The sequence below is a fragment of the Vibrio amylolyticus genome, assembly GCF_023145695.1.
Classification (GTDB): domain Bacteria; phylum Pseudomonadota; class Gammaproteobacteria; order Enterobacterales; family Vibrionaceae; genus Vibrio; species Vibrio amylolyticus.
Genome location: NZ_JAJHVV010000002.1, coordinates 182,721 through 204,801, shown reverse-complemented (window position 1 = coordinate 204,801; position 22,081 = coordinate 182,721). Strand labels below are relative to the sequence as shown.

Annotated in this window: 18 protein-coding genes and 1 tRNA gene; 7 read left to right on the top strand and 12 right to left on the bottom strand. The window is 43.2% G+C overall.

Going from position 1 to position 22,081, the window contains the following annotated elements; all coding sequences use genetic code 11:
* Positions 1-12 precede the first annotated feature (12 nt).
* The 6 genes from KP803_RS03885 to rlmE all read right to left on the bottom strand — a co-directional run bounded on the left by KP803_RS03885 (position 13) and on the right by rlmE (position 5,712).
* A tRNA-Leu gene (locus tag KP803_RS03885) sits at positions 13-97 on the bottom strand.
* A gap of 20 nt (positions 98-117) precedes the next feature.
* Positions 118-453, bottom strand: a complete 336-nt coding sequence (secG, locus tag KP803_RS03880) for a preprotein translocase subunit SecG (RefSeq protein ID WP_248007522.1) — start codon at positions 451-453, stop codon at positions 118-120.
* A gap of 255 nt (positions 454-708) precedes the next feature.
* Complete coding sequence (gene glmM, locus KP803_RS03875) at positions 709-2,049, bottom strand: phosphoglucosamine mutase (RefSeq protein WP_248007521.1); 1,341 nt, start codon at positions 2,047-2,049, stop codon at positions 709-711.
* Between the two features lie 51 nt (positions 2,050-2,100).
* Positions 2,101-2,931: a dihydropteroate synthase gene (gene folP, locus KP803_RS03870; RefSeq protein ID WP_248007520.1), complete on the bottom strand. Its 831-nt coding sequence runs from the start codon at positions 2,929-2,931 to the stop codon at positions 2,101-2,103.
* 72 nt (positions 2,932-3,003) lie between these two features.
* Positions 3,004-4,974, bottom strand: coding sequence for an ATP-dependent zinc metalloprotease FtsH (ftsH, locus tag KP803_RS03865; protein ID WP_248007519.1), 1,971 nt, complete (start codon positions 4,972-4,974; stop codon positions 3,004-3,006).
* Positions 4,975-5,082: 108 nt separating this feature from the next.
* Complete coding sequence (gene rlmE / locus KP803_RS03860; protein ID WP_248007518.1) at positions 5,083-5,712, bottom strand: 23S rRNA (uridine(2552)-2'-O)-methyltransferase RlmE; 630 nt, start codon at positions 5,710-5,712, stop codon at positions 5,083-5,085.
* A gap of 127 nt (positions 5,713-5,839) precedes the next feature.
* On the opposite strand from rlmE, the gene yhbY reads away from it, so the two are divergent.
* On the top strand, positions 5,840-6,136 hold the full coding sequence (yhbY, locus tag KP803_RS03855; RefSeq protein ID WP_248007517.1) for a ribosome assembly RNA-binding protein YhbY: 297 nt from the start codon (positions 5,840-5,842) through the stop codon (positions 6,134-6,136).
* A gap of 83 nt (positions 6,137-6,219) precedes the next feature.
* Here the strand turns inward: yhbY and greA are convergent, their stop codons facing one another.
* Positions 6,220-6,693 (bottom strand): transcription elongation factor GreA, encoded by a 474-nt coding sequence (greA, locus tag KP803_RS03850; RefSeq protein WP_248007516.1) that lies wholly within the window; start codon positions 6,691-6,693, stop codon positions 6,220-6,222.
* A gap of 661 nt (positions 6,694-7,354) precedes the next feature.
* Between greA and KP803_RS03845 the strand changes: the two genes are divergently transcribed.
* Together KP803_RS03845 and dacB are read left to right on the top strand one after the other, a co-directional pair.
* A complete protein-coding gene (locus KP803_RS03845) occupies positions 7,355-8,344 on the top strand; it encodes a porin (RefSeq protein ID WP_248007515.1) in 990 nt (329 codons plus the stop codon).
* A gap of 170 nt (positions 8,345-8,514) precedes the next feature.
* Positions 8,515-9,939, top strand: coding sequence for a serine-type D-Ala-D-Ala carboxypeptidase (dacB, locus tag KP803_RS03840; protein ID WP_248007514.1), 1,425 nt, complete (start codon positions 8,515-8,517; stop codon positions 9,937-9,939).
* A 34-nt stretch (positions 9,940-9,973) separates the two neighbouring features.
* Here the strand turns inward: dacB and KP803_RS03835 are convergent, their stop codons facing one another.
* A complete protein-coding gene (locus tag KP803_RS03835) occupies positions 9,974-10,819 on the bottom strand; it encodes a magnesium transporter (protein ID WP_248007513.1) in 846 nt (281 codons plus the stop codon).
* Positions 10,820-11,256: 437 nt separating this feature from the next.
* Between KP803_RS03835 and KP803_RS03830 the strand changes: the two genes are divergently transcribed.
* Complete coding sequence (locus KP803_RS03830) at positions 11,257-11,673, top strand: YbaN family protein (protein ID WP_248007512.1); 417 nt, start codon at positions 11,257-11,259, stop codon at positions 11,671-11,673.
* Positions 11,674-11,713: 40 nt separating this feature from the next.
* Here the strand turns inward: KP803_RS03830 and tyrS are convergent, their stop codons facing one another.
* Entirely contained in the window at positions 11,714-12,901 is a 1,188-nt protein-coding gene (gene tyrS, locus KP803_RS03825; protein WP_248007511.1) for a tyrosine--tRNA ligase, read from the bottom strand.
* 129 nt (positions 12,902-13,030) lie between these two features.
* Here tyrS and shyC point away from each other — a divergent pair, with 129 nt between their 5' ends.
* Positions 13,031-14,329 (top strand): peptidoglycan DD-endopeptidase ShyC, encoded by a 1,299-nt coding sequence (shyC, locus tag KP803_RS03820; protein WP_248007510.1) that lies wholly within the window; start codon positions 13,031-13,033, stop codon positions 14,327-14,329.
* A 78-nt stretch (positions 14,330-14,407) separates the two neighbouring features.
* On the opposite strand, the gene KP803_RS03815 is transcribed toward shyC, so the two are convergent.
* From KP803_RS03815 to erpA, 3 genes are all read right to left on the bottom strand, one after another.
* Positions 14,408-17,530: an efflux RND transporter permease subunit gene (locus KP803_RS03815; protein WP_248007509.1), complete on the bottom strand. Its 3,123-nt coding sequence runs from the start codon at positions 17,528-17,530 to the stop codon at positions 14,408-14,410.
* A 9-nt stretch (positions 17,531-17,539) separates the two neighbouring features.
* Complete coding sequence (locus KP803_RS03810; protein WP_248007508.1) at positions 17,540-18,646, bottom strand: efflux RND transporter periplasmic adaptor subunit; 1,107 nt, start codon at positions 18,644-18,646, stop codon at positions 17,540-17,542.
* Positions 18,647-18,748: 102 nt separating this feature from the next.
* Positions 18,749-19,090: an iron-sulfur cluster insertion protein ErpA gene (erpA, locus tag KP803_RS03805; RefSeq protein WP_248007507.1), complete on the bottom strand. Its 342-nt coding sequence runs from the start codon at positions 19,088-19,090 to the stop codon at positions 18,749-18,751.
* A gap of 280 nt (positions 19,091-19,370) precedes the next feature.
* On the opposite strand from erpA, the gene hemL reads away from it, so the two are divergent.
* Together hemL and KP803_RS03795 are read left to right on the top strand one after the other, a co-directional pair.
* The gene (gene hemL / locus KP803_RS03800) at positions 19,371-20,663 is read left to right on the top strand and encodes a glutamate-1-semialdehyde 2,1-aminomutase (RefSeq protein WP_248007506.1); all 1,293 of its coding nucleotides are present in this window, start codon (positions 19,371-19,373) and stop codon (positions 20,661-20,663) included.
* A gap of 303 nt (positions 20,664-20,966) precedes the next feature.
* The gene (locus KP803_RS03795; RefSeq protein WP_282437162.1) at positions 20,967-22,040 is read left to right on the top strand and encodes an AI-2E family transporter; all 1,074 of its coding nucleotides are present in this window, start codon (positions 20,967-20,969) and stop codon (positions 22,038-22,040) included.
* The last annotated feature ends 41 nt before the right edge of the window (positions 22,041-22,081 follow it).

Genomic DNA, 22,081 nt, shown 5'->3' with positions numbered 1-22,081 from the left:
AGTTTGTAAATATGGTGCCGAGAGAGGGACTTGAACCCTCACACCCTAAGGCACTAGCACCTCATGCTAGCGTGTCTACCAATTTCACCATCTCGGCAGCTAAATCATTGAATTAGCTTATTGAGGAATCTCGTCGCCAGTTTCGGCAGGGAGTTCACTCATTACATCTTCAGCTTGTTGGATTACTTGACCTTGTGTCGGGTCAACCCATTGTGACTCAGTCGTACTTGTCGACATATTGCCAAGCACTAAGCTAAGGATGAAAAATACTGTTGCAAAAATTGCAGTCATTCGGGTTAGGAAATTTCCTGAGCCACCAGCACCAAACACTGTGTTTGAAGCGCCAGCACCGAATGAGGCTCCCATATCTGCGCCTTTACCTTGTTGAATTAACACAAGGCCAATTACACCTAGCGCTGCCAACAGGTAAGTCACAAGTAGAACTGAATACATGATGTCCACCTATGTTCAATTTGTTGAGCCAGCGCCGCTTAAAAATTCGTTATAAAACATAATTTTTAGAACAAGGCTAGCGACCTCCTAACTGAAGGCCGAGCAATACTAGCTAAAGCCGAGTACGCTGACAAGAACATTTTAAGAAAAACTTCATTAAGCGGTCTTGATCGGTCAAAAAAGGGCCAAAACGCTAAAAGTGTTGATGCTAGCTTCGAATAAACTCGATTATTTCACTCGAAGCTAGGTTTCTGATTAACAGTTTGCTTTAACCGCATCCGCTATTTTCAGCGCGGAGCTTTGGACTAACTCTGCATCTTCACCTTCAACCATAACGCGTAATAGAGGCTCAGTGCCTGACTTACGCAGTAGTACACGCCCTTTTTCACCTAACTCTGCTTCGACTTCTTTTACTGAATCTTTCACCGCTTCTGCATCAAGAGGATTTGAAGCACCACTAAAGCGAACATTTTCGAGAACTTGTGGATAGAGCGTCATGCCTTGAGAGAGTTCATTCAATGACATTTCACTACCGACGATAGAAGCAATGACTTGTAGCGCCGCAACAATAGCATCACCCGTCGTCACTTTGTCTAACAGAATCACGTGACCTGAATTCTCAGCTCCGATCTTCCAGTCTCGCTCAAGCAGCTTTTCCATTACATAACGATCGCCAACAGAAGCGCGTACGAAAGGAATGCCTAGCTGTTTCAATCCATTTTCCATACCTAGGTTTGTCATTAGCGTTCCAACAACACCACCTTTTAACTCACCACGACGAAGTGCATCACGAGCAATGATATACGCAATCTGGTCACCATCGACTTTATTGCCAAGTTCATCAACCATGATGATACGGTCACCGTCGCCATCAAAAGCAACACCTAAATGTGCTTTCTCTTCAACAACTCGTTTTTGAAGTGCTCGAACATCCGTTGCACCCACTTCATGGTTAATATTAGTTCCGTTTGGCTCCACACCAATCGTCACGATCTCTGCGCCTAGCTCGGTAAAGACACTTGGAGCAATATGGTAAGTCGCGCCATGAGCACAATCGATGACGATCTTAAGCCCTGCTAGGCTTAACTCTGATGGGAAAGTGCTTTTACAGAATTCAATGTATCGACCCGCTGCATCATTAAGGCGCATTGCCTTACCAAGGTTCGCCGACTCTACGCACTCAATCTCTTTATCCATTTCAGCTTCAATGGCCAGCTCAATATCATCTGGAAGTTTCGTTCCTTCAGATGAGAAGAACTTAATACCGTTATCATAATATGGGTTATGAGATGCCGAAATAACGATGCCCGCTTCCGCGCGAAATGTTTGAGTCAGATAAGCAACCGCAGGCGTTGGCATTGGACCAGTTAACGTCGCTTTTAGGCCTGCTGCGGCTAAACCCGCTTCTAGTGCAGATTCCAACATGTAGCCTGAAATACGGGTGTCTTTACCGATAATGACTTTCTTCGTTCCTTGCTTAGCAAGAACACGACCCGCAGCCCAACCTAGCTTTAATACGAAATCAGGGGTAATTGGGTATTGGCCTACTTTTCCTCGTACACCATCTGTGCCGAAGTAACGTCTTTTATCTGACATTTTTATTCCTTGGTTTCTTATTTTTCGTTATACAGTTATACAGTTATAGCGCTATACGTTGTTATTCATAGTAGAGATGATTTTCATTGCTTCCAATGTTTCATCAACATCATGTACTCGTATTATTTGTGCGCCTTTTAATGCAGCAATCGTTGCACAAGTGACACTTGCCACCATGCATTCAGCCGGCTTTTTATCGAGAAGTTTAAAAATCATCGATTTTCGAGACATCCCAGCCAATATTGGTAAACCTAACTGATGAAATTTTTCTAGATGAGCAAGCAGGTGATAATTATGCTCCAACGTCTTTCCAAAGCCAAATCCTGGATCCAAGATCAGCTGAGAACTATCAATCCCAACGGCCTTACACGCATCAACACGCTCAGTTAAGAAGGCGCTAATGTCTTCAATAATATCATTGTAATTAGGCTTATGCTGCATGGTACGAGGTTGCCCCTGCATATGCATAAGACAAATAGGCACTTGCGCTTTTGCCGCCACTTCTAATGCACCCGGCTCTTGCAAAGCACGCACGTCATTGATGATATCAGCCCCCGCTTCAATCGCCTTCTCCATCACTATCGCTTTACTAGTATCGATGGAGATCCAGACGTCATGCTTTTCACGGATCGCTTTAATGATAGGTATCACACGTTCAAGCTCATCACTCAGAGTAACCTCAGGCGCCCCTGGACGTGTTGATTCACCGCCGATATCAATGATGCTAACACCCGCTTCAATCATTTTTTTGGCTTGTGCTAATGCACGATCTAGAGATGAAAACTGACCGCCATCTGAAAATGAATCCGGTGTGACGTTGAGTATCCCCATAACTTGAGGCGTTGAGAGATCTAACTGTTTGTTGTTTGCTGTTATTTTCATAGCTCTAATATATAGATAGCTCTAAAACACAAAAACCCCGAGAGAGCTCGGGGTTTTATTTATTGACTGTCGTTACTCAGCGTCTTTTTTATCTGCTTTATCAACAGACTCTTCAGACGCTTTCTCAGTGCTAGTGCTTTCAGATGATTCAGCGGCTGCTTTCTCTTCTTCTGGCTTCTTAGCTGATTCGCTCTTACTCTCAGCTTGTGGAGTATCATTATCACCCCAGCCAGCTGGGTCACGAATCTCTGATTTACGCTCCATCAAGTCGTCAATCTGGCCTGCATCAATGGTTTCGTACTTAACAAGTGCGTCCTTCATTGCGTGCATGATGTCCATATTGTCTTCAAGAATCTGCTTAGCGCGAGCGTAGTTACGGTCGATAATAAGACGAACTTCATCATCGATAAGCTTAGCGGTATCGTTTGATACATGCTTAGTTTGCGTAACTGAACGACCTAGGAATACTTCACCTTCATCTTCTGCATACAGAAGAGGGCCAAGTTTTTCAGAGAAGCCCCACTGTGTCACCATCTTACGCGCAATATCAGTTGCACGTTCGATATCGTTAGAAGCACCAGTAGAGACTTTATCCATACCGTAGATAAGCTCTTCAGCAAGACGACCACCGTACAAGCTAGAGATCATAGATTCTAGATGCTGACGGTTCATACTTACGCGATCTTGCTCTGGTAAGTACATAGTGACACCAAGCGCACGTCCACGAGGAATGATCGATACTTTGTATACTGGATCATGCTCAGGAACCAAGCGACCAACAATAGCGTGACCCGCTTCGTGGTAAGCCGTTGACTCTTTAGTGTCTTCAGACAGAACCATAGAACGGCGCTCTGCACCCATCATGATTTTATCTTTCGCCAGTTCAAACTCAACCATAGTAACGCTGCGTTTGTTACCACGCGCAGCAAATAGAGCCGCTTCGTTAACTAGGTTAGCAAGATCAGCACCAGAGAAACCTGGAGTACCACGTGCAATCAACGATGGTTCAACATCACCACTTAGCGGTACTTTACGCATGTGAACTTTAAGAATCTGTTCACGACCACGTACATCCGGTAAACCTACGACGACTTGACGGTCAAATCGACCAGGACGAAGTAACGCTGGGTCTAGTACATCAGGACGGTTGGTTGCAGCGATAACTATAATGCCTTCATTACCTTCAAAGCCATCCATCTCAACCAGCATTTGGTTTAGTGTTTGCTCACGTTCATCGTGGCCACCACCAACACCAGCGCCACGCTGACGACCTACAGCATCGATTTCATCGATAAAGATAATACAAGGAGCCGCTTTCTTCGCTTGCTCAAACATGTCACGTACACGTGATGCACCAACACCAACGAACATTTCAACAAAGTCTGAACCAGAGATAGTAAAGAACGGCACTTTTGCTTCACCAGCAATGGCTTTAGCAAGAAGTGTTTTACCTGTACCAGGAGGACCAACCAATAAGATACCCGTTGGGATCTTACCACCTAGCTTCTGGAATCGGCTTGGATCACGTAGGTAATCCACCAGTTCTTTTACGTCTTCTTTCGCTTCATCACAACCTGCGACATCACCGAACGTTGTTTTGATTTGCTCTTCGCTCATCATACGAGCTTTACTCTTACCAAACGACATAGCACCTTTGCCACCGCCGCCTTGCATTTGACGCATGAAGAAAATCCATACACCAATGAGTAAGATCATAGGGAACCAAGAAATAAAGATAGTCCCAAGAAGGCTTTGCTCTTCTGGAGGCGTACCTTGAACTTTCACATTCTGGTTAATTAGATCATCTAGAAGCTTTTGATCATACACCGGCATGTATGTGACAAAACGAGAGCCACCTCCACGACGAGTAAAGGCAATTTCTTGTCCTTTAAATGTTGCTTCTTGAATCTGGCCTTGGCCAACTTCCTGTACAAACGTGGTGTAGTCAACTGATCTGCCGTTATTCTCACCAGGGCCAAAGCTCTGGAAAACAGACATCAATACAACAGCGATAACAAGCCACAGAATTAAATTTTTTGCCATGTCACTCAAGGTGTAAGCCTCTCGATAACTAATTGTAATTAAAGGTAGGGTACTACAGTTTGAAACCTGTAGCTATAGTGTTAACTTTAGCCTTTAGTAGCTAAATAGTTAACCTTTGTAACCAGTGGCTACGATAAATACTTCACGAGAGCGAGCTCTAGAAGAATCTGGTTTTCTAATCTTTACGGTCTTAAACATCTCACGGACGTCTTTCACGTACTGGTCGAAGCCTTCGCCTTGGAAAACTTTAACAACAAAGCTACCATTTGTGGCTAGAACTTGTCGACACATATCCAACGCCAATTCGACTAAATACATCGCTCTAGGTTGATCAACAGAACTGTTACCAGCAATGTTAGGTGCCATATCAGACATCACAACATCGACCATATCTGGTTGAATCCTATCAAGCAATGCCTCTAGTACAGAATCCTCGCGAAAATCACCTTGTAAAAAGCTTACGCCAGCAATTGGGTCCATAGGGAGAAGGTCACATGCAATAATTTGCCCATCATCACCTACTATCTTAGCAGCATATTGAGACCACCCACCTGGAGCAGCACCCAAATCAACCACAGTCATACCAGATGTGAACAACTTATCTTTAAGATGGATCTCTTCCATTTTAAAGTAAGCACGAGAACGGTAGCCTTTCTTTCTGGCTTCGTTAGCGTACTTATCGTCGAAGTGTTCCTTCAACCAACGACCAGAGCTGGCCGAATGTTTCTGTTTACTCATTAGATACCTAATTTAGTGGGTAAAACCCAATTGCTATATACATAAGACTAATAAATTATAGTCTTCCGCATTAGATGGCGTTAAAATGACTGTTTTCAACCCTAATATAAAATTAATTGGCCGCATAATGAACCTAAGCAACAAACAAAAGCAGCACCTTAAAGGCCTAGCGCACAGTCTAAAACCTGTCGTGCTTATGGGCGCGAATGGACTCACAGAAGCTGTTCTAGCGGAAATCGAAATTGCACTTGATCACCACGAGCTGGTAAAAATCAAAGTAGCTTCTGAAGATCGTGAAACTAAACAGCTGATTATTGACGCTATTGTTCGTGAAACGAAAGCAGAAAAAGTACAAACTATTGGTAAAGTATTAGTACTGTTCCGTCAATCTGAGCAGCGTAAAATCGAAATCCCACGCAAATAATCAACATTTTGATTGTTGCAGTGAGAAAAAAGGTCGCATGAAGCGACCTTTTTCGTATCTACAGTAATCAACAAAGATCTGAATTAAATATATTCTACTTTATCAATTTCAAAATCTTTTTCGCCACCTGGCGTTGAGATCAGAACCTCATCACCTTCAAGCTTACCGATCAATCCGCGAGCAATTGGAGACTTGACAGAGATACGGCCAGACTTAATATCCGCTTCATCTTCAGAAACGATCTGATACTTCACTGCTTCGTCTGTATCTACATCAATCAAGGTAACTGTGGTACCGAAAATGATTTTTCCGGTATTTTCCATCTGTGTTACGTCAATGATCTGAGCAACAGAAAGCTTATATTCAATATCACGGATCTGTGCTTCACAAATCCCCTGCTCTTCACGAGCGGCATGATATTCAGCGTTTTCTTTTAAATCGCCAAGCTCACGAGCTTCGCCAATTGCAGCAGAAATAATTGGGCGCTGCTTCAATAGTTTTTCAAGTTCATCACGTAGCTTTTTTTCGCCACGCACTGTCATTGGAACCTTTTCCATATATACCTCTATGCCAAAGGAAATTTTGGACAAAACAAAACCACCCGACCCAGTTGGTCAGGTGGCTTATTTGTACTTCTCTTTCGTTTAGTTTAAACAAACTTCTCCGTTAAATCATTAAAATTTCCCTGAGACAAATCTCAAAATGGCAATTCACTCGATTTTTAACTCGGCGCGCACAATGAGCTAACAGTTATTTCGATTAAAGGACCCGTTTCATATCAGCTATTACTGTGCTGCTTACCCACCCTAAACTTGAGTAATTCTCATTCTTAATAACGGGCAAGTTATCCTACCTTTGAACTAGATAACCAATTGATTATAAATAACTTCTTAAAACTTATAAAAAACCGAACAAGCCAAAAAACAATCAAGTTAACATTATAACGTTATTAAACAACAGCTTAACCATAATCACCCAACAAATAAAACACCGTGCAAATAAACTTTTCAGATGATTTTACTAACGCCACTGGAACTTTAGGCGTAAAAAGTAACGACGCCTTACTCAGTTGTTATTTTAATCAATTGTAATTATGACATAAATCTTACATATGAAACTTGATTAAAACTGATATAGGGTCAACGATACAAAGCGTGAGGGATTTATTCACCTTACGAAATAAAAACTATTTATGGACAATAAAATAGGACTATAACAATGAAAAAGACTCTAATTGCTCTAGCGGTGGTAGCTGCAGCAGGAACAACTGGCGCTCACGCAGCGAACGTATACAGCCAAGATGGTACTGACCTTAATATTGGTGGTCGTGCTGAATTCCGAGGTGATTTCATCGGTAATAGTGGTAAAGAAATCGAAGGCACAATGGCGAATAAAAGCCGCTTCCGTCTAAACGTAGGTGGCTCTACACAAATATCTGACACTCTAAGTGGCTTCGGCTTCTACGAAGGTGAACAAGGCGTAAAATCTTCTGGTGACAATGAAGCTAACGATAGCTTTAAACAGCGTTACATGTACGCAGGTCTAAAAGGTGACTTCGGCTCAGTTTCATTTGGTCGTCAAGATACTGCAGCAGTTCAGATCTCACAAATGTCAGATGTAACTACCTTTACAGGAGCTCAAAAAGAGTTCATTGATGCTGGTAACGAGCAGATCAACAACACCATCGCTTACTCTGGCAACTTTGATGCTCTGAGCCTAAAAGCAAGTTACATTGCAGGTGACGCTAAAGATACTGATGGTTATGGTATCTCAGCTATCTACACTCTACCAATGGGTTTAGGCTTTGGTCTTGGATACTCTGGCGGTGACAACGGTGATGGCGCTGGCTCTAGTAACGCTATTATTGCAGGTGTTAACTACACTCTTGATTCACTTTACCTTGGTGCCACATACACTACTGGTGATGATGATGACAAAGCAAACATTGAATTTGATGGTGTAGAATTAGCTGCTGTATACGGATTTGGTAATGGGTTTGCTGTTAAAGGCGCATATCAGAAGACTGATTATGAAGCAGCGAGCGTTACTACCAATAATAGTGATTTCTTCGAAATCACAGGTGACTATTCCTTCAACAAAAGTATCAATGCTTACGTTGCTTACATGCTAAACAACATGGATGAAAGCTCTGTTGGTGCAAAAGATGCTGAAGATACACTTCGCCTTGGCCTGAAATACTCTTTCTAATTTCAAGCCTTTGACGCAAAAAAGGTCTGGCCTAGTGCTAGGCCTTTTTCATATCTACGAGATGTTCTCTTTGCCTTATGCTTTTCCCTCTTTATACTCAAGCGACGCCACTTTATAGGACCGCCTCAGCGATGACTTTTTCCTCTTTCCTAAATCCCAGTAAACTTTCGATGCATACCCTATTATTTACTGCGTTATTCGCGAACTTTTCTGCCTTAGGCTATCAGCACACGTCCAAACTCCCTGACGGCAGCCGAAACAGCTTAATACTTGAGAGCTTAGAGAGCCCTCGTGCAACATCATTATCTGAAAACACTGAACAGTTCTTTCCCCCTGCCAGTACCTTAAAATTAATCACAGCACTCGCGGCAAAGCTAGAACTTGGCGATGAGTTCCACTATCAAACTTCGCTACTTCAATATCAGAACGATCTCGTCATAAAGTTTACCGGTGACCCAACTATCACCACGGAAAACCTTAAAACAATGCTGAAAACCGCGAAAGCTCAAGGCATTACAACCATCAAGGGCGATATCTGGTTAGATGATTCTAGCTTTACTGGTTATGAACGTGCCGTAGGTTGGCCATGGGATATTTTAGGTGTCTGCTACAGTGCGCCAGCCAGTGCCATCACACTGGATGAAAATTGCGTTCAAGCTAGCATCTATACGTTAGAAAATGGATTAACTCGAGTCTATGTTCCTGAGCAATATCCTATCCATGTTTCAACTAGGGCGCGTACTGTCAGTAAGATTGAACAAGAGAGTAGCCAATGCGATCTTGAGCTGACCACAAAAAACAACAACCAGTACCAACTTGATGGCTGCTTGGTTGAGCGAAGTAAACCGCTTCCACTTAAGTTCGCAGTACAAAACCCAGCGCAATATACAACACGTATGGTCTACACCCTACTTAATCAACTAGGGATTGAACTGCATGGCACAGTCAAAGTCGGACAACCAAATAGTTCTTTTGACCCATCTCAAACGACGTTAATTGCAAAGCATAGCTCACCAAAGCTGCCAGAATTACTCGATATCATGCTAAAAAAATCAGATAACCTGATAGCAGATAATCTAACCAAAACACTCGGCCAAACCTTCTACCTTCAACCGGGTAGTTTTCAAAATGGCACATTAGCCATTAAACAGATCCTCTTAGCCAATACTGGAATTGACCTTGAAAAAGCACAGCTAGCTGATGGCTCGGGGCTTTCTAGAAACAACCGTCTCACCACACAAGATATGGCAGAAGTACTAAGATACATTTGGCGAAATGATTCACAGCTCAATTTATTAGAAGCAATGCCTACCTCTGGAGAAACAGGTACGCTGCAATATCGTCGAAGCATGCGTAAAGCCCCGATTAAAGGTCAGATCGTCGCTAAGAGTGGCTCACTCTATGGCAGCTTCAATATGGCAGGGTACGGGTTAGATGAACAAGGAAAGCCAACGTCGTTATTTGTTCAGTTTATTACTGATTATCACCCAATAAAAAGGAGCAACGACATACCTGTCATTGCTCCTATTACTCACTTTGAAACGCTCTTTTATCAAGATATCGTTTCATTTAGTCAAACTGTATCCACTCAATAGCTATTCTTAAAAGCTATTGCTAAAGAGCTGCTTCTTAACTTAAGCCTAAGAAGTAGTTCACAACTGTGAAGTAAATCCAGATACCCGAAATATCAACGATAGAAGCAAGCACAGGGCTAACCAATACGGCCGGATCGAGTTTCACCGCTCTAGCTAAGATAGGCAGTACGCCACCTAACGTGGTCGATATCGTCACCTGAATAAATAGCGCCACCGCAACAGCCAATGCTATCAGATTGATATCAAACCCTTGTGTCGATGAAGGATCACTAAACAGCAAGATTCGACCAATCATAACGATGGAAATTGCTAATGCTAGGCAAATCGCGACTCGGCTCTCTTTCCATAATACCGCTAACCACTGCCGCTTTTTAAGCTCACCAGTGGCTAAGGCTCGAATGACCAGTGTTGCTGCCTGTGTTCCTGTGTTACCACCCGCTGCAGCGATCACTGGCATGTAGATCGCTAACAGAATTAACTGGCTTAACGTATCTTCATATTGCGCAATGATCAGGCCTGAAACAATGCCTAGCAGTGCTAATGCAATGATCCAACCGATACGCTGTTTAACGTGTTCAAAAACACTGGTTGTTAAGTAGCCTTCCGCTGTCTCCACTTCTGAGTGAATAATTCCTAGTTGGTGAGCAAAGTGTCTGGTTCTTTTGTCGTGCCCTTGTGCTTCCAACAAACTAATTAGCTGTTGAACATAACCTACAGAGCAGTGATGTAAAATCCCTACTGCTTCCTCAATCGGCATCACCGTTAATAGGTGTAATTGCTTCTCTTGGTCATATTGCAAAAAAGCGTTGCGCGCTGCACCGATCTCTTCTTCAGAAAAGTTAGGTGTGTTTTCAATGTAAGTATTGTTCATTACCGTCATGGCGAATCTCCCGATTGGCAAAGGTAACGACCATCACGCATAAGTGTTGTCGAGCGATTAAATAATATTGACTAAACTAATCGGCATTAATTAAAGCTCATAACGAACCCTACAATGATCATTCATTGCATGCTTATGGTGTCTAGAAAGAAATGGAGAAAAATCAGGGGGAAATTGAAAGTTGCCCTACCACAAAGGTAGGAGCGGAGATCGCCAATACCGAAGTGGTTATTTTTCTCCCTTCATACTAGGAGGATGGTCGGTATTGTTCATAGTTATCTCCGAATAAACTGCTGTAATAGCAGCGCGCGCATAGTAGCAAATCTATTAGATCAAATCAGCTAAAATTCGACTAATTTTGTTAATTATTTGCTATTCCAAAATGATTCATCCCATACTCTTATTATAACCAATACGAACATTTAGCTAGGTAATAAATGAAGGACAGCACGAAGGAGCGCCCTCTTTCTAAAGCGTATATAAAACGCAAAGGCTACATGTGCGTGGGTTGGACTTGCGTCATTCTCGGCTCTATTGGCATCACCGTTCCATTGCTGCCTACTGTCCCATTTATTCTACTCGCACTTTATTGCTTTGGTTCAGCCTCGCCGAAGTTTCAACAGTGGCTGCTTAATCACCCGAAACTCGGCCCACTCGCTCGCCGCTTAAAGGAGAACCAAGGATTAACAAGAATGGAAAAAACTCAGTCCTTGATTTTGATTTGGCTTTCAATGGGTGGCGTGTTCTATTTCATTGCCTACGGTACCCACTGGCAATATGCGATTGCTGCGCTATTAGTATTTGAGACATGGTTTATCTTGCGCTATAAAACGTGCACAAAAAAAGCGCCCTAAGGCGCTTTTCATTTATCATATTCACTCTACAGCATGATGATTAAGCAATCGTGATACGAGCAAATTTACGCTTACCAACCTGGAATACGTAAGTACCCGCTTCAGGTGTAAACTTAGCGTCTGCTACTTTTTCACCTTCAATCTTAGCCGCGCCTTGTTTAACCATTCGCATCGCTTCAGACGTTGATGAACAAAGGCCCGCTTCTTTAAGCAGGTTACTAACTGGTAGACCTGCATCAAATGTGAATTCTGGCATATCATCAGGAATTTGGTTCTTAGCAAAACGGTTAACGAACTCTTGCTCTGCAGCATCAGCATCCGCTTCAGAGTGGAAACGAGCAATGATCTCTTTTGCTAAAAGCACTTTCACATCACGAGGGTTCTTACCCGCTTCAACGTCAGTTTTAAACTGAGCAATCTCTTCTAATGGACGGAAAGAAAGAAGCTCGTAGTAGCTCCACATCAATACGTCAGAGATAGACATGATTTTACCAAACATGTCATTTGGTGCATCGCTTACACCGATGTAGTTGTGCGCCGACTTAGACATCTTCTTCTCGCCATCTAGGCCAACAAGCAGAGGCATCGTCAAAACAACTTGAGGTTTTTGACCGTGACCTTTTTGAAGTTCACGTCCCATTAATAGGTTGAACTTCTGGTCAGTACCACCAAGCTCAACATCCGTTTCCATTGCAACTGAATCATAACCTTGAAGAAGTGGGTACATGAACTCATGAATCGCAATCGGCTGCCCACCTGAGTAACGCTTTTTGAAGTCGTCACGCTCAAGCATACGAGCAACCGTAGAGTTTGAAGCAAGACGGATCATACCCTCAGCACCCAGCTCAGATAACCACTCAGAGTTAAACTGAATCTTTGTCTTCGCAGGATCTAGAATTTTGAATACTTGCTCTTTATACGTTTCCGCATTACGAAGTACATCTTCGCGAGTCAGTGGCGGACGAGTGGTGTTCTTACCCGTTGGGTCGCCAACCATACCAGTGAAGTCACCAATCAAGAAAGTAACGTCATGGCCTAGCTCTTGGAACGTGCGCAGTTTATTTAAAATAACTGTGTGGCCCAAGTGGATGTCTGGAGCCGTTGGATCGGCACCTAATTTAATTTTTAGTGGACGGTTCTCTTTTAACTTAGCAATTAACTCTTCTTCTGGAATTAATTCGTCAACACCACGTTTTATTTCTGCCAATGCAGCTTCGATACTCGCCATTCTTGTTCACTCCCACAGATTTGGCAAAAATTTTATAGTTTGCCATCTTACGCGAATAGCGATGTGTTTTGAAACCAGTTAGACTAAACGGCTAGCTATTTTATTCACTTTTATAGAACGAACGCTAAAATGCTGTCTATTTTTAATCGTCTTCCATGGGTTCATCGCGCACTTATCGCTTTTTTTAGTGCGATTATCACTATTGCTCTTTTCTTTCTGCCCGACCCTAACGATCTTCGTCAGGAAAAAAGCACCTATGAAATAGGTCGCCACTACCCACTGACTATTAACGCAGAAGCGCTTTCTCCCGGTACGTCGATTTCGCCACTTGCAGGGTTACGTTGGGAAAAACACACCATTGGTTCAGGGGAAAGTGCTGCAATACTGTTCCAACGTCTTGGGCTCTCTTCTCGCCTTCTCTATCAATTAACTACCACTAATAAAGATATTGAACGTCAGCTCACTCGAATAAAACCTGGTGATGTCTTTCAATTTGGTTTTAATGAGAAAAATGAACTTATTCAACTCAAGCGAAAACTTAGCGCTTATGAAACGTTTGTTGTCTCTAAGACGGGCGATGGGTATGACTCAACGTTTGATAAAAAAGAGCTTCAGTATCAATACAACTATGCAGAAGCTGAAATTACCTCTAATTTCTGGAATGCAGGTGTTAATGCAGGTTTAACCGCAAACCAAATTATGGAACTGGCTGGAATTTTTGGCTGGGATATCGACTTTGCCTTAGACATTCGCAGCGGTGACGAATTTAGAATGCTTTACCAAGAGCAAGTTGTTGAAGGTGAAGTAATTGGCCGAGGTAAAATCATTGCGGCCATCTTTAGTAACCAAGGCGACACCTTTACTGCCATTCTAGACGACAACACGGGTAACTATTACGACGAGAACGGACGAGCGATGAAAAAAGCATTTCTACGCTCTCCAGTTGATTTCAGACGCGTAACCTCGAACTTTAACCCTACTCGACGTCACCCAGTGACAGGCAAGGTTAGAGCTCACCGAGGTACCGATTACGCAGCGCCAGTAGGAACCCCAATCTGGGCGGCAGGTGATGGTATTGTTCAAAAGTCGAGTTATAACCAATTCAACGGAAACTATGTCTTTATTCGCCATAGTAATACCTACATTACCAAGTATCTTCACCTCCAAAAACGCAGAGTGAAAACCGGTGACAGAGTTAAGCAAGGGCAAACCATCGGTACGCTTGGTGGAACAGGGCGCGTGACAGGCCCTCACCTGCACTATGAATTCCTCGTTAACGGAGTGCATAAGAATGCGAGAACGGTGAAGCTTCCTGAATCTAAATCACTGACAGGAAAAGCAAAGGCGACCTTCATTGCAAATGCTGAAATACGCCTCGCTAGATTAGATAGGTATGGCGAATTGCTCTACGCTCGCCATTCTCAATAACAGTATTCATGGCCAAATAAAAAATGCCCATCATTTCGATGGGCATTTTTTTTGATGCAGAAAGCGATAAGTGATTTGTTAGCTGCTTGCTTCTTTAATCACGCTGGATTCACTCTCTTCAAGCTTATGTTTCTTACCTAACATCAGAAGGCAAGGTGTTAGAACCAATGTAAGAACGGTCGCGAACGCTAACCCTCCGGCAACAGCGGTTGCTAATTGAGACCACCATTGAGTACTAGGCGCACCAAACTCGACTTTCTGGTTAATCAGGTCAATATTCATTTCCAATACCATTGGCAGTAAGCCTAAGATAGTTGTGACGGTCGTTAGCATTACTGGGCGTAAACGCTGAACTCCTGTTCGTAAAATAGCTTCTTGGCGACTAAGCCCTCTTTTGACTAACTGGTTGAAGGTGTCTATTAGAACGATATTGTTATTCACAACAATACCCGCAAGTGCAATAACACCGATTCCCGACATCACAATACCAAATGGCTTCTGGAAAATAATCAAACCAGCAAAAACCCCAACAGTAGAAAACAGAACTGCACTGAGGATTAAAAACGCTTGATAGAAACTGTTGAACTGAGTGACCAAAATCAGCGCCATCACCGCTAACGCAACAATAAACGCATTTTGTAAAAATGCTGACGAGTTCTCTTGCTCTTCATTTTGACCACGGATCTTAAACTCAACACCAGACGGTAAACCAAGCTCACTGATCGCTTGCTCAATTTTAGGAAGCTCAAGTGCTAGATTATAGCCTTCACCAATATCGGCCATGATATTGATGACGCGATTGCCATCAATACGGCGGATCGTATCTTGTTTATGATCTGGAACGATTTGCGCGAAGTTAGTAATAGGTACTAACCCCATGGCTGTTTTCACTCGAAGTTGATCAAATCGACCAATATCTCGCTTCTCTTCTGGGTAACGCACCAGAATATCCACTTCTTCATTCGCGTCATCGGGCAGGTAATCACCTATTTTTAATCCATTCGTGACAAATTGAACCGTATTACCAACTAAGGTGGCGTCAGCGGCAAAGCGTGATGCATCATCACGCCTAATATCTATTCGCCAATCGATCCCCTCTTTACTTGAGGTATCACTGATATTAGTGAAGGCAGGATTATTATCCGCCCAGTGACGAACTAACTTCGCCGCTTCATCTAATTGATCAGGGATTCTTGCCGACATTTCAATGACTAAATCATGCGCTACTGGAGGGCCCGCATCAGGGAATTTATATTCGATCTCAACACCAGCAAACTCATTGGTAACCAGTTTAAGATCTTCAATGATCGCTTTAACACGACGCCTGTGTTGCCACTCAACCGGAGTAATTTGAATCTGACCGATCTCTTCAGTACCCCCCGTTTTAGTGTAAACACTTTCAAACTCAGGATGATCCAGCATCACTGTTTCGATCTCACGCATAATGACATCTTTTTCGTTAATCGAGAGATCTCCAAACGAGCGAACTTTAACAGTAAAGAATGGAGGATCGACTTCAGGGAAAAACTCGGCACCTAACCCCGCTTTAGAGTAGGTGAAACCAACGCTAATCGATAAGAGAATAGCACCAAATAGAATTTTGAGTGGGTGCTTTATGGCAATCGCTAGCGTGTTGTAATAGAGCTTGGTAAACCCTTGAGCTTTATCAAAATCACCATCATGCAGCGCCACCATTCTCTTGCGACTTTCTGTCGTCACGTTTTGTGGCTTACCAATCAACCCACCAAGCACTGGCACAAACAACAATGCCATGACTAATGAAGCGGCTAATGTCGCAATCAACGTAAGAGGAAGGTACTTCATAAACTCGCCAGTTATGTCTGGCCAGAACAACAGTGGAGCAAACGCTGCGAGTGTTGTTGCAGTGGAAGCAATGATCGGCCACGACATTCGTTTAGCCGCATCTCGATACGCTTCTCTTCTTGGCGTCCCCTCTTGCATTCGCCTATCAGCAAATTCCGTCACGACTATGGCACCATCCACCAGCATCCCCACCGCCATGATCAGAGAGAACAGCACCACAATATTGATGGTTAAACCAAATAGTGAAAGAACAAGTAGCCCGGTAAGAAAAGAGCCCGGTATTGAAATTCCGACTAACAGAGCTGTGCGTACACCTAAGATCGCAATGATAACGATCACAACCAGTATGATGGCTGAGAGGATGTTATTTTGCAGATCATTAAGCATCAGCTTCACGTCTTTCGATTGATCCCAGGTGTATTTGACTAATAGATTATTTGGCCACTCAGGGCGCTTCTGCGCTTCAACTAATACCGCTTTAACGAGAGCAACAGTATCAATGATGTTTTCACCCGCTCTCTTTTTTACATCTAAAACAACGGCAGACTTGCCATCTAAGCGCGCAAAGCTTTCTGGATCTCTAAATGCACGTCTCACCGTTGCGACGTCACCAAAAGTGATCACTTGCTTGCCATCAACTTTAACCGGTAACTCTAGGACATCTTTTAATGAGTCAAATACCGAGGGAACTTTGACCGAAAATCGACCATAACCAGTATCAACAAACCCAGCCGCAACGACTTTGTTATTTAGAGCGATCAGGTTATAGATGTCACCTTGATCAAGACCATAACTCTCCATCAATAGCGGATCGACAATGATCTCAACGATATCATCTCGATCGCCGGCGATATCGACCTCTAAGACTTGACGGTAGCTTTCCAGTTTATCTCGTAACTGACGACTGATCTGTACGATCGTACGCTCTGGGACCGTACCGTAGAGAACAACGGAAAGTGCGGGCTCTTCTGAAGCAAGCGTGACTTCATTAACTGTCGGCTCATCACTATCAGCTGGTAATTTAGGTTTAGCCAAATCGACCGCATCACGAACATCGGCCATCGCTTTAGTTAAGTCAGCGCCCACATTAAATTCAAGCGTTACCGAACCGTGCCCTTCCGATGCCGTAGAAGTCATCTCTTTCACGCCTTCAATCGCACGTAGCTCTTGCTCTATTGGACGAACCAGCAGTCTCTCGGCATCCGAAGGGGATATGCCTTGGTGACCCACTGAGACATAAATGATAGGAATAGTAATGTCGGGGCTCGATTCTTTAGGAATCGTAATGTACGTGCCTGCACCTGCAATTAATATTAGGATCAGCAGGCTTATCATTGTTCGAGTACGAGACAATGCTGCATCAATAATTGAATACATGGTTGCCTCCTACTGTTCAGCGACAGATTGTTCTTGAGCAGAGAACTCGATGGCTTCTACTGAGTCTCCATCTCGGACAAAGCCTTGACCGACAGTGATAATATTCACTTCATCACCCAAACCAGACAGCCAAACACCATCTTGTTCCGCTTTCACTAACTGAATCGGTACAAACGTCACGACATTATCCGTTAGTGTTTTCACCCCTAAGTTGCCCACTTCATCAAGCGCTAACATTGCAGGCGTCACTTTCACCGCTAACTGTTCATTGAGCGTCAGTTCTACTTCAGCACTTATCCCAGCCGGTATGTGTTGATTCGGATTCGCGATGGCAATTTCAATTGGGAAGGTATTTGTTGATGATGAAGAGACTCGTGATATATACCGAAGCTGTCCTTCAATAAGCGTTCCGTCAATGAAACGAATTTGAGCGGTTTGATTGGCGGTGAGTTTTTGAATGTGACGCTCGCTAACATCAGCTTCAATCACTAACTTACTGAGATCAATAACTTTAGCTACAGGGTCGCCAATACCAACAAAGTCACCTTGCTCTATAAATAGATGATCAACAATGCCTGCAAACGGAGCCGTCACTTGGGTATTACTTAAGGCAACGTTGACATTCCTTACCATCGCTTTTGCTTCAACTAATGATGCCTCTGCGGTTGCATAAGCCACCTCGCCCTGCAACCCTCTCTTTTTCAATGATTGAGCAGCATTAAACTCTTTTTCACGAACTTTCAACATCGCCTTTGCGCGTTGAAGTTGGATGTCTAAATCGCCTTTATCAATGGAGGCGATTAACTGCCCTTTTTTAACAGCACTACCTTTACGCACACTAAGCTTTTCTATCTTTCCTGCTATTTCAGCCCCAATCTGCGCTTTTTTATCAGGCGCAGTTCTGCCATAAAGATCGATTCTTTTTGGGGTTTTTTCGGCAACAAAAGTTTGATACACAACTTTAGCTAAAGGAATATCGGGTTTTGATTCACTAGGTGTACTTTCTTCTGCATTAAGAGAGCCTAAACCAAGCCAGCTAGATAAGAGAATGATAAGAATTAAAGAGACAAGCCATGGACGCTGGCCAAAAAAGCGCGCAATGGGAAAGTTGGGCATATAACATCCTTTTTGTTTTACCCGCAATACATCCTTACTCGCGGGTTGCAGTTAGATCAATCACCTAACTGCAGCATCATATTTATACATTATGAAAATAGTCTAAACGCTAAACGATGCCCCACAACCACACGTTGTTGTTGCGTTCGGATTATCGATAAAGAAGCGCGCACCTTCGAGCCCTTCTGTATAATCCACAACACCACCAACTAGGTACTGTAAGCTCATTGGATCAACAACCAGAGTTACACCACTATTTACGATCGTTGTATCGCCATCATTTACATTTTCATCAAACGTAAAGCCGTATTGGAAACCACTACAACCACCGCCGGTAATATAAACGCGTAGTTTAAGTGCTGGATTTTCTTCTTCTGAAATCAATGTCTGTACACGTGTTGCTGCTGCATCAGAAAAAGACAATGGTACATTTACTTCGCTCACGACGACCTCTCTCACTTCGTGTAAATCCCCGTTCGGCTCATTATGTGACAACTGAATAAGGAATGGGTGTATCTTTTTTAATAATCATTCGATTATCTAATACCTGACTTAATCGTTCAAGTATTCCTCGCTTCGAATCGACTTTTCACCAAATTAATCCGCAAAATAAGTAATTAAGATGTGAAAAAGGGCAGAAAAATCAGCAAAAGATTTCTAGTTCTTACTCGGATCGGTACAATGCCAGTCAACTTGGTCCTAATAATCAAACGAGGATGTACCGATGACCAAATCAGCAGAACTCTATCAAAAAGCACAGCAAACGATCCCAGGTGGTGTTAACTCACCTGTTCGCGCATTCAACGGTGTTGGCGGCTCTCCTATTTTCGTAGAAAGAGCAGATGGTCCTTTGATTTTTGATGCTGATGGTAAAGCGTATATTGACTACGTTGGTTCATGGGGACCAATGATTCTAGGCCACAATCACGGTGCTATCCGTGATGCAGTTATTGACGCCGCTCAACGTGGTTTAAGCTTTGGTGCGCCAACTGAAACTGAAATCAACATGGCAGAACTGGTTTCTGAGCTTGTTCCATCAATGGAGCAGCTTCGTATGGTGAGTTCAGGTACAGAGGCAACCATGAGCGCTATCCGCTTGGCGCGCGGCTACACCGGTCGTGACAAGATTCTAAAATTTGAAGGTTGTTACCATGGTCACGCTGACAGCCTTTTAGTAAAAGCGGGCTCTGGTGCTCTAACACTTGGTCAACCTAGCTCTCCTGGCGTTCCAGAAGATTTCGCTAAACACACTTTAACGGCAACGTTTAACAATCTTGACTCTGTTCGTGAGCTGTTTGCCGCCAACAAGGGTGAGATTGCTTGTATTATCGTTGAGCCAGTTGCGGGCAACATGAACTGTATTCCACCTGTTGAAGGTTTCCACGAGGGTCTGCGTGAAATCTGTGATCAAGAAGGTGCCTTACTGATCTTTGATGAAGTGATGACGGGATTCCGTGTTGCTTTAGGTGGCGCACAAGCACACTACAACATCAAACCTGATCTAACGACGCTAGGTAAGGTTATCGGTGGCGGTATGCCCGTCGGCGCATTCGGTGGTTCTAAAGAAGTGATGCAACACATTGCCCCAACAGGCCCTGTATACCAAGCGGGTACACTGTCTGGTAACCCTGTCGCGATGGCAGCTGGTTTAGCGTGTCTAAACTTATTAAAAGAAGAAGGTAATGAAAAGCGCCTTGCGAGCAAAACAAAGTACATTGCTGACGGCTTCAAATCACTGGCCGAAAAACACGGTATCCCTCTAGCAGTGAATCAAGTAGGCGGTATGTTTGGTTTCTTCTTTACAGAGCAAAAGACTATTACTTGCTACGAAGACGTGACTAAGTGTGATGTCGAACGCTTTAAGCGTTTCTTCCACCTGATGATTCAACACGGTGTTTACCTTGCACCTTCTGCTTTTGAAGCGAGCTTCCTTTCATTAGCACACGGCTCTAAAGAGCTTGAGGCAACACTAGAAGCGGCAGACCGTTGTTTCGCGATTCTTGCTCAAGAAGCATAATCACTCGTTGTATCTAAGAATAATCAAAGCGAGCTAACCTTTAGCTCGCTTTTTTATTGCCAGTTTAGAACAATTAATAGAACCAGTAACACAACGATGAACTTAAAAGCGCTAAAGGAAACCTTCCTTCTTTTACGGGTTTCTGGCTCTAAACATTCATTATCATCCCCTTTATTACAACACCCCACCCCACACTCCACTCCTTTAGGTGATATCTATTGCTCGTGCATTGATAACATTTTGTTTTACCGTCATTATGTTTCTATACACATATCAAATTAGGTTATCGCTGTGAACGATAGAATGAAAATTAACTCAAGTCATTGGGTATTAATCGCGGCGCTTGTCGCATCGGCCTATGCCTGCTATCTACTCATAGAGCCTTATGTAAACTCGATCGTCATGGCGTTTATTATTTCACTCCTCATGTTCCCTATTCATGATTGGCTTGAACGAAAACTGCCTAAGCATAAAAATACTGTGTCTTTGCTCTCATGCATTATTCTCACTTTCATCATTGTATTGCCGCTTTTGGTCGTTTTTGCCGCTATTGTGCAGCAAGGCTCAACCTTCTCTCAAAGTACCTATCAATGGGTAACTCAAGGTGGAATTAATACGTTACTAGAGCATCCATTGGTCGTTAAGGCGCTCGCTTTTGCTAATACTTATCTTCCCTTTGATGAAATCAGTCCCCAAGAAATTGCATCAAAAGTGGGACAGTTCGCGACATCTCTCGGCTCTAACTTAGTTTCAATAAGCGCTAAAATCTTAGGTGATGCAACGCATTTTCTAATGGACTTTTTCTTGATGCTATTTGTTCTGTTTTTCTTGCTTCGCGATCACGACAAAATCATAGGTGCTATTCGTCATATTTTACCGCTATCTCGTAGCCAAGAAGATCGTCTTTTAGATGAAATTGAGCAAGTCTCAAAATCAGCTGTGATGGGAAGCTTCCTTACTGCAATCGCACAAGGCTTTGCTGGCGGGATCGGCATGTGGCTTGCTGGCTTCCCAGGACTGTTTTGGGGAACCATGATGGGGTTTGCTTCTTTCATTCCAGTTGTTGGAACGGCATTGATTTGGATTCCTGCAACCATCTACTTATATCTAGTCGGTGAGGTTAACTGGGCTATCTTCCTAGCGATTTGGAGCATTGCTGTTGTTGGTTCGATTGATAACATTTTACGTCCGTTACTGATGCAAGGCAGTGCGGGGATGAACACTCTAATGATCTTTTTCTCTCTCTTAGGTGGCATCCAACTATTTGGTTTGATTGGCCTTATTTACGGTCCACTTATTTTTGCTATCACTATGGTGCTATTTACTATCTACGAAGAGGATTTCAAAGGCTTCCTGACCAAACAAGATAATAGCTAGCTAAATAGAAAGAAGAGAAGATAAACACTTCTAGCGAGGGG

Excerpts from the sequence above, each read along its gene's own strand:
- secG (WP_248007522.1), bottom strand. The coding sequence starts at position 453 with ATGTATTCAGTTCTACTTGTGACTTACCTGTTGGCAGCGCTAGGTGTA.
- glmM (WP_248007521.1), bottom strand. The coding sequence starts at position 2,049 with ATGTCAGATAAAAGACGTTACTTCGGCACAGATGGTGTACGAGGAAAA.
- folP (WP_248007520.1), bottom strand. The coding sequence starts at position 2,931 with ATGAAAATAACAGCAAACAACAAACAGTTAGATCTCTCAACGCCTCAA.
- ftsH (WP_248007519.1), bottom strand. The coding sequence starts at position 4,974 with ATGGCAAAAAATTTAATTCTGTGGCTTGTTATCGCTGTTGTATTGATG.
- rlmE (WP_248007518.1), bottom strand. The coding sequence starts at position 5,712 with ATGAGTAAACAGAAACATTCGGCCAGCTCTGGTCGTTGGTTGAAGGAA.
- yhbY (WP_248007517.1), top strand. The coding sequence starts at position 5,840 with ATGAACCTAAGCAACAAACAAAAGCAGCACCTTAAAGGCCTAGCGCAC.
- greA (WP_248007516.1), bottom strand. The coding sequence starts at position 6,693 with ATGGAAAAGGTTCCAATGACAGTGCGTGGCGAAAAAAAGCTACGTGAT.
- KP803_RS03845 (WP_248007515.1), top strand. The coding sequence starts at position 7,355 with ATGAAAAAGACTCTAATTGCTCTAGCGGTGGTAGCTGCAGCAGGAACA.
- dacB (WP_248007514.1), top strand. The coding sequence starts at position 8,515 with ATGCATACCCTATTATTTACTGCGTTATTCGCGAACTTTTCTGCCTTA.
- KP803_RS03835 (WP_248007513.1), bottom strand. The coding sequence starts at position 10,819 with ATGACGGTAATGAACAATACTTACATTGAAAACACACCTAACTTTTCT.
- KP803_RS03830 (WP_248007512.1), top strand. The coding sequence starts at position 11,257 with ATGAAGGACAGCACGAAGGAGCGCCCTCTTTCTAAAGCGTATATAAAA.
- tyrS (WP_248007511.1), bottom strand. The coding sequence starts at position 12,901 with ATGGCGAGTATCGAAGCTGCATTGGCAGAAATAAAACGTGGTGTTGAC.
- shyC (WP_248007510.1), top strand. The coding sequence starts at position 13,031 with ATGCTGTCTATTTTTAATCGTCTTCCATGGGTTCATCGCGCACTTATC.
- KP803_RS03815 (WP_248007509.1), bottom strand. The coding sequence starts at position 17,530 with ATGTATTCAATTATTGATGCAGCATTGTCTCGTACTCGAACAATGATA.
- KP803_RS03810 (WP_248007508.1), bottom strand. The coding sequence starts at position 18,646 with ATGCCCAACTTTCCCATTGCGCGCTTTTTTGGCCAGCGTCCATGGCTT.
- hemL (WP_248007506.1), top strand. The coding sequence starts at position 19,371 with ATGACCAAATCAGCAGAACTCTATCAAAAAGCACAGCAAACGATCCCA.
- KP803_RS03795 (WP_282437162.1), top strand. The coding sequence starts at position 20,967 with ATGAAAATTAACTCAAGTCATTGGGTATTAATCGCGGCGCTTGTCGCA.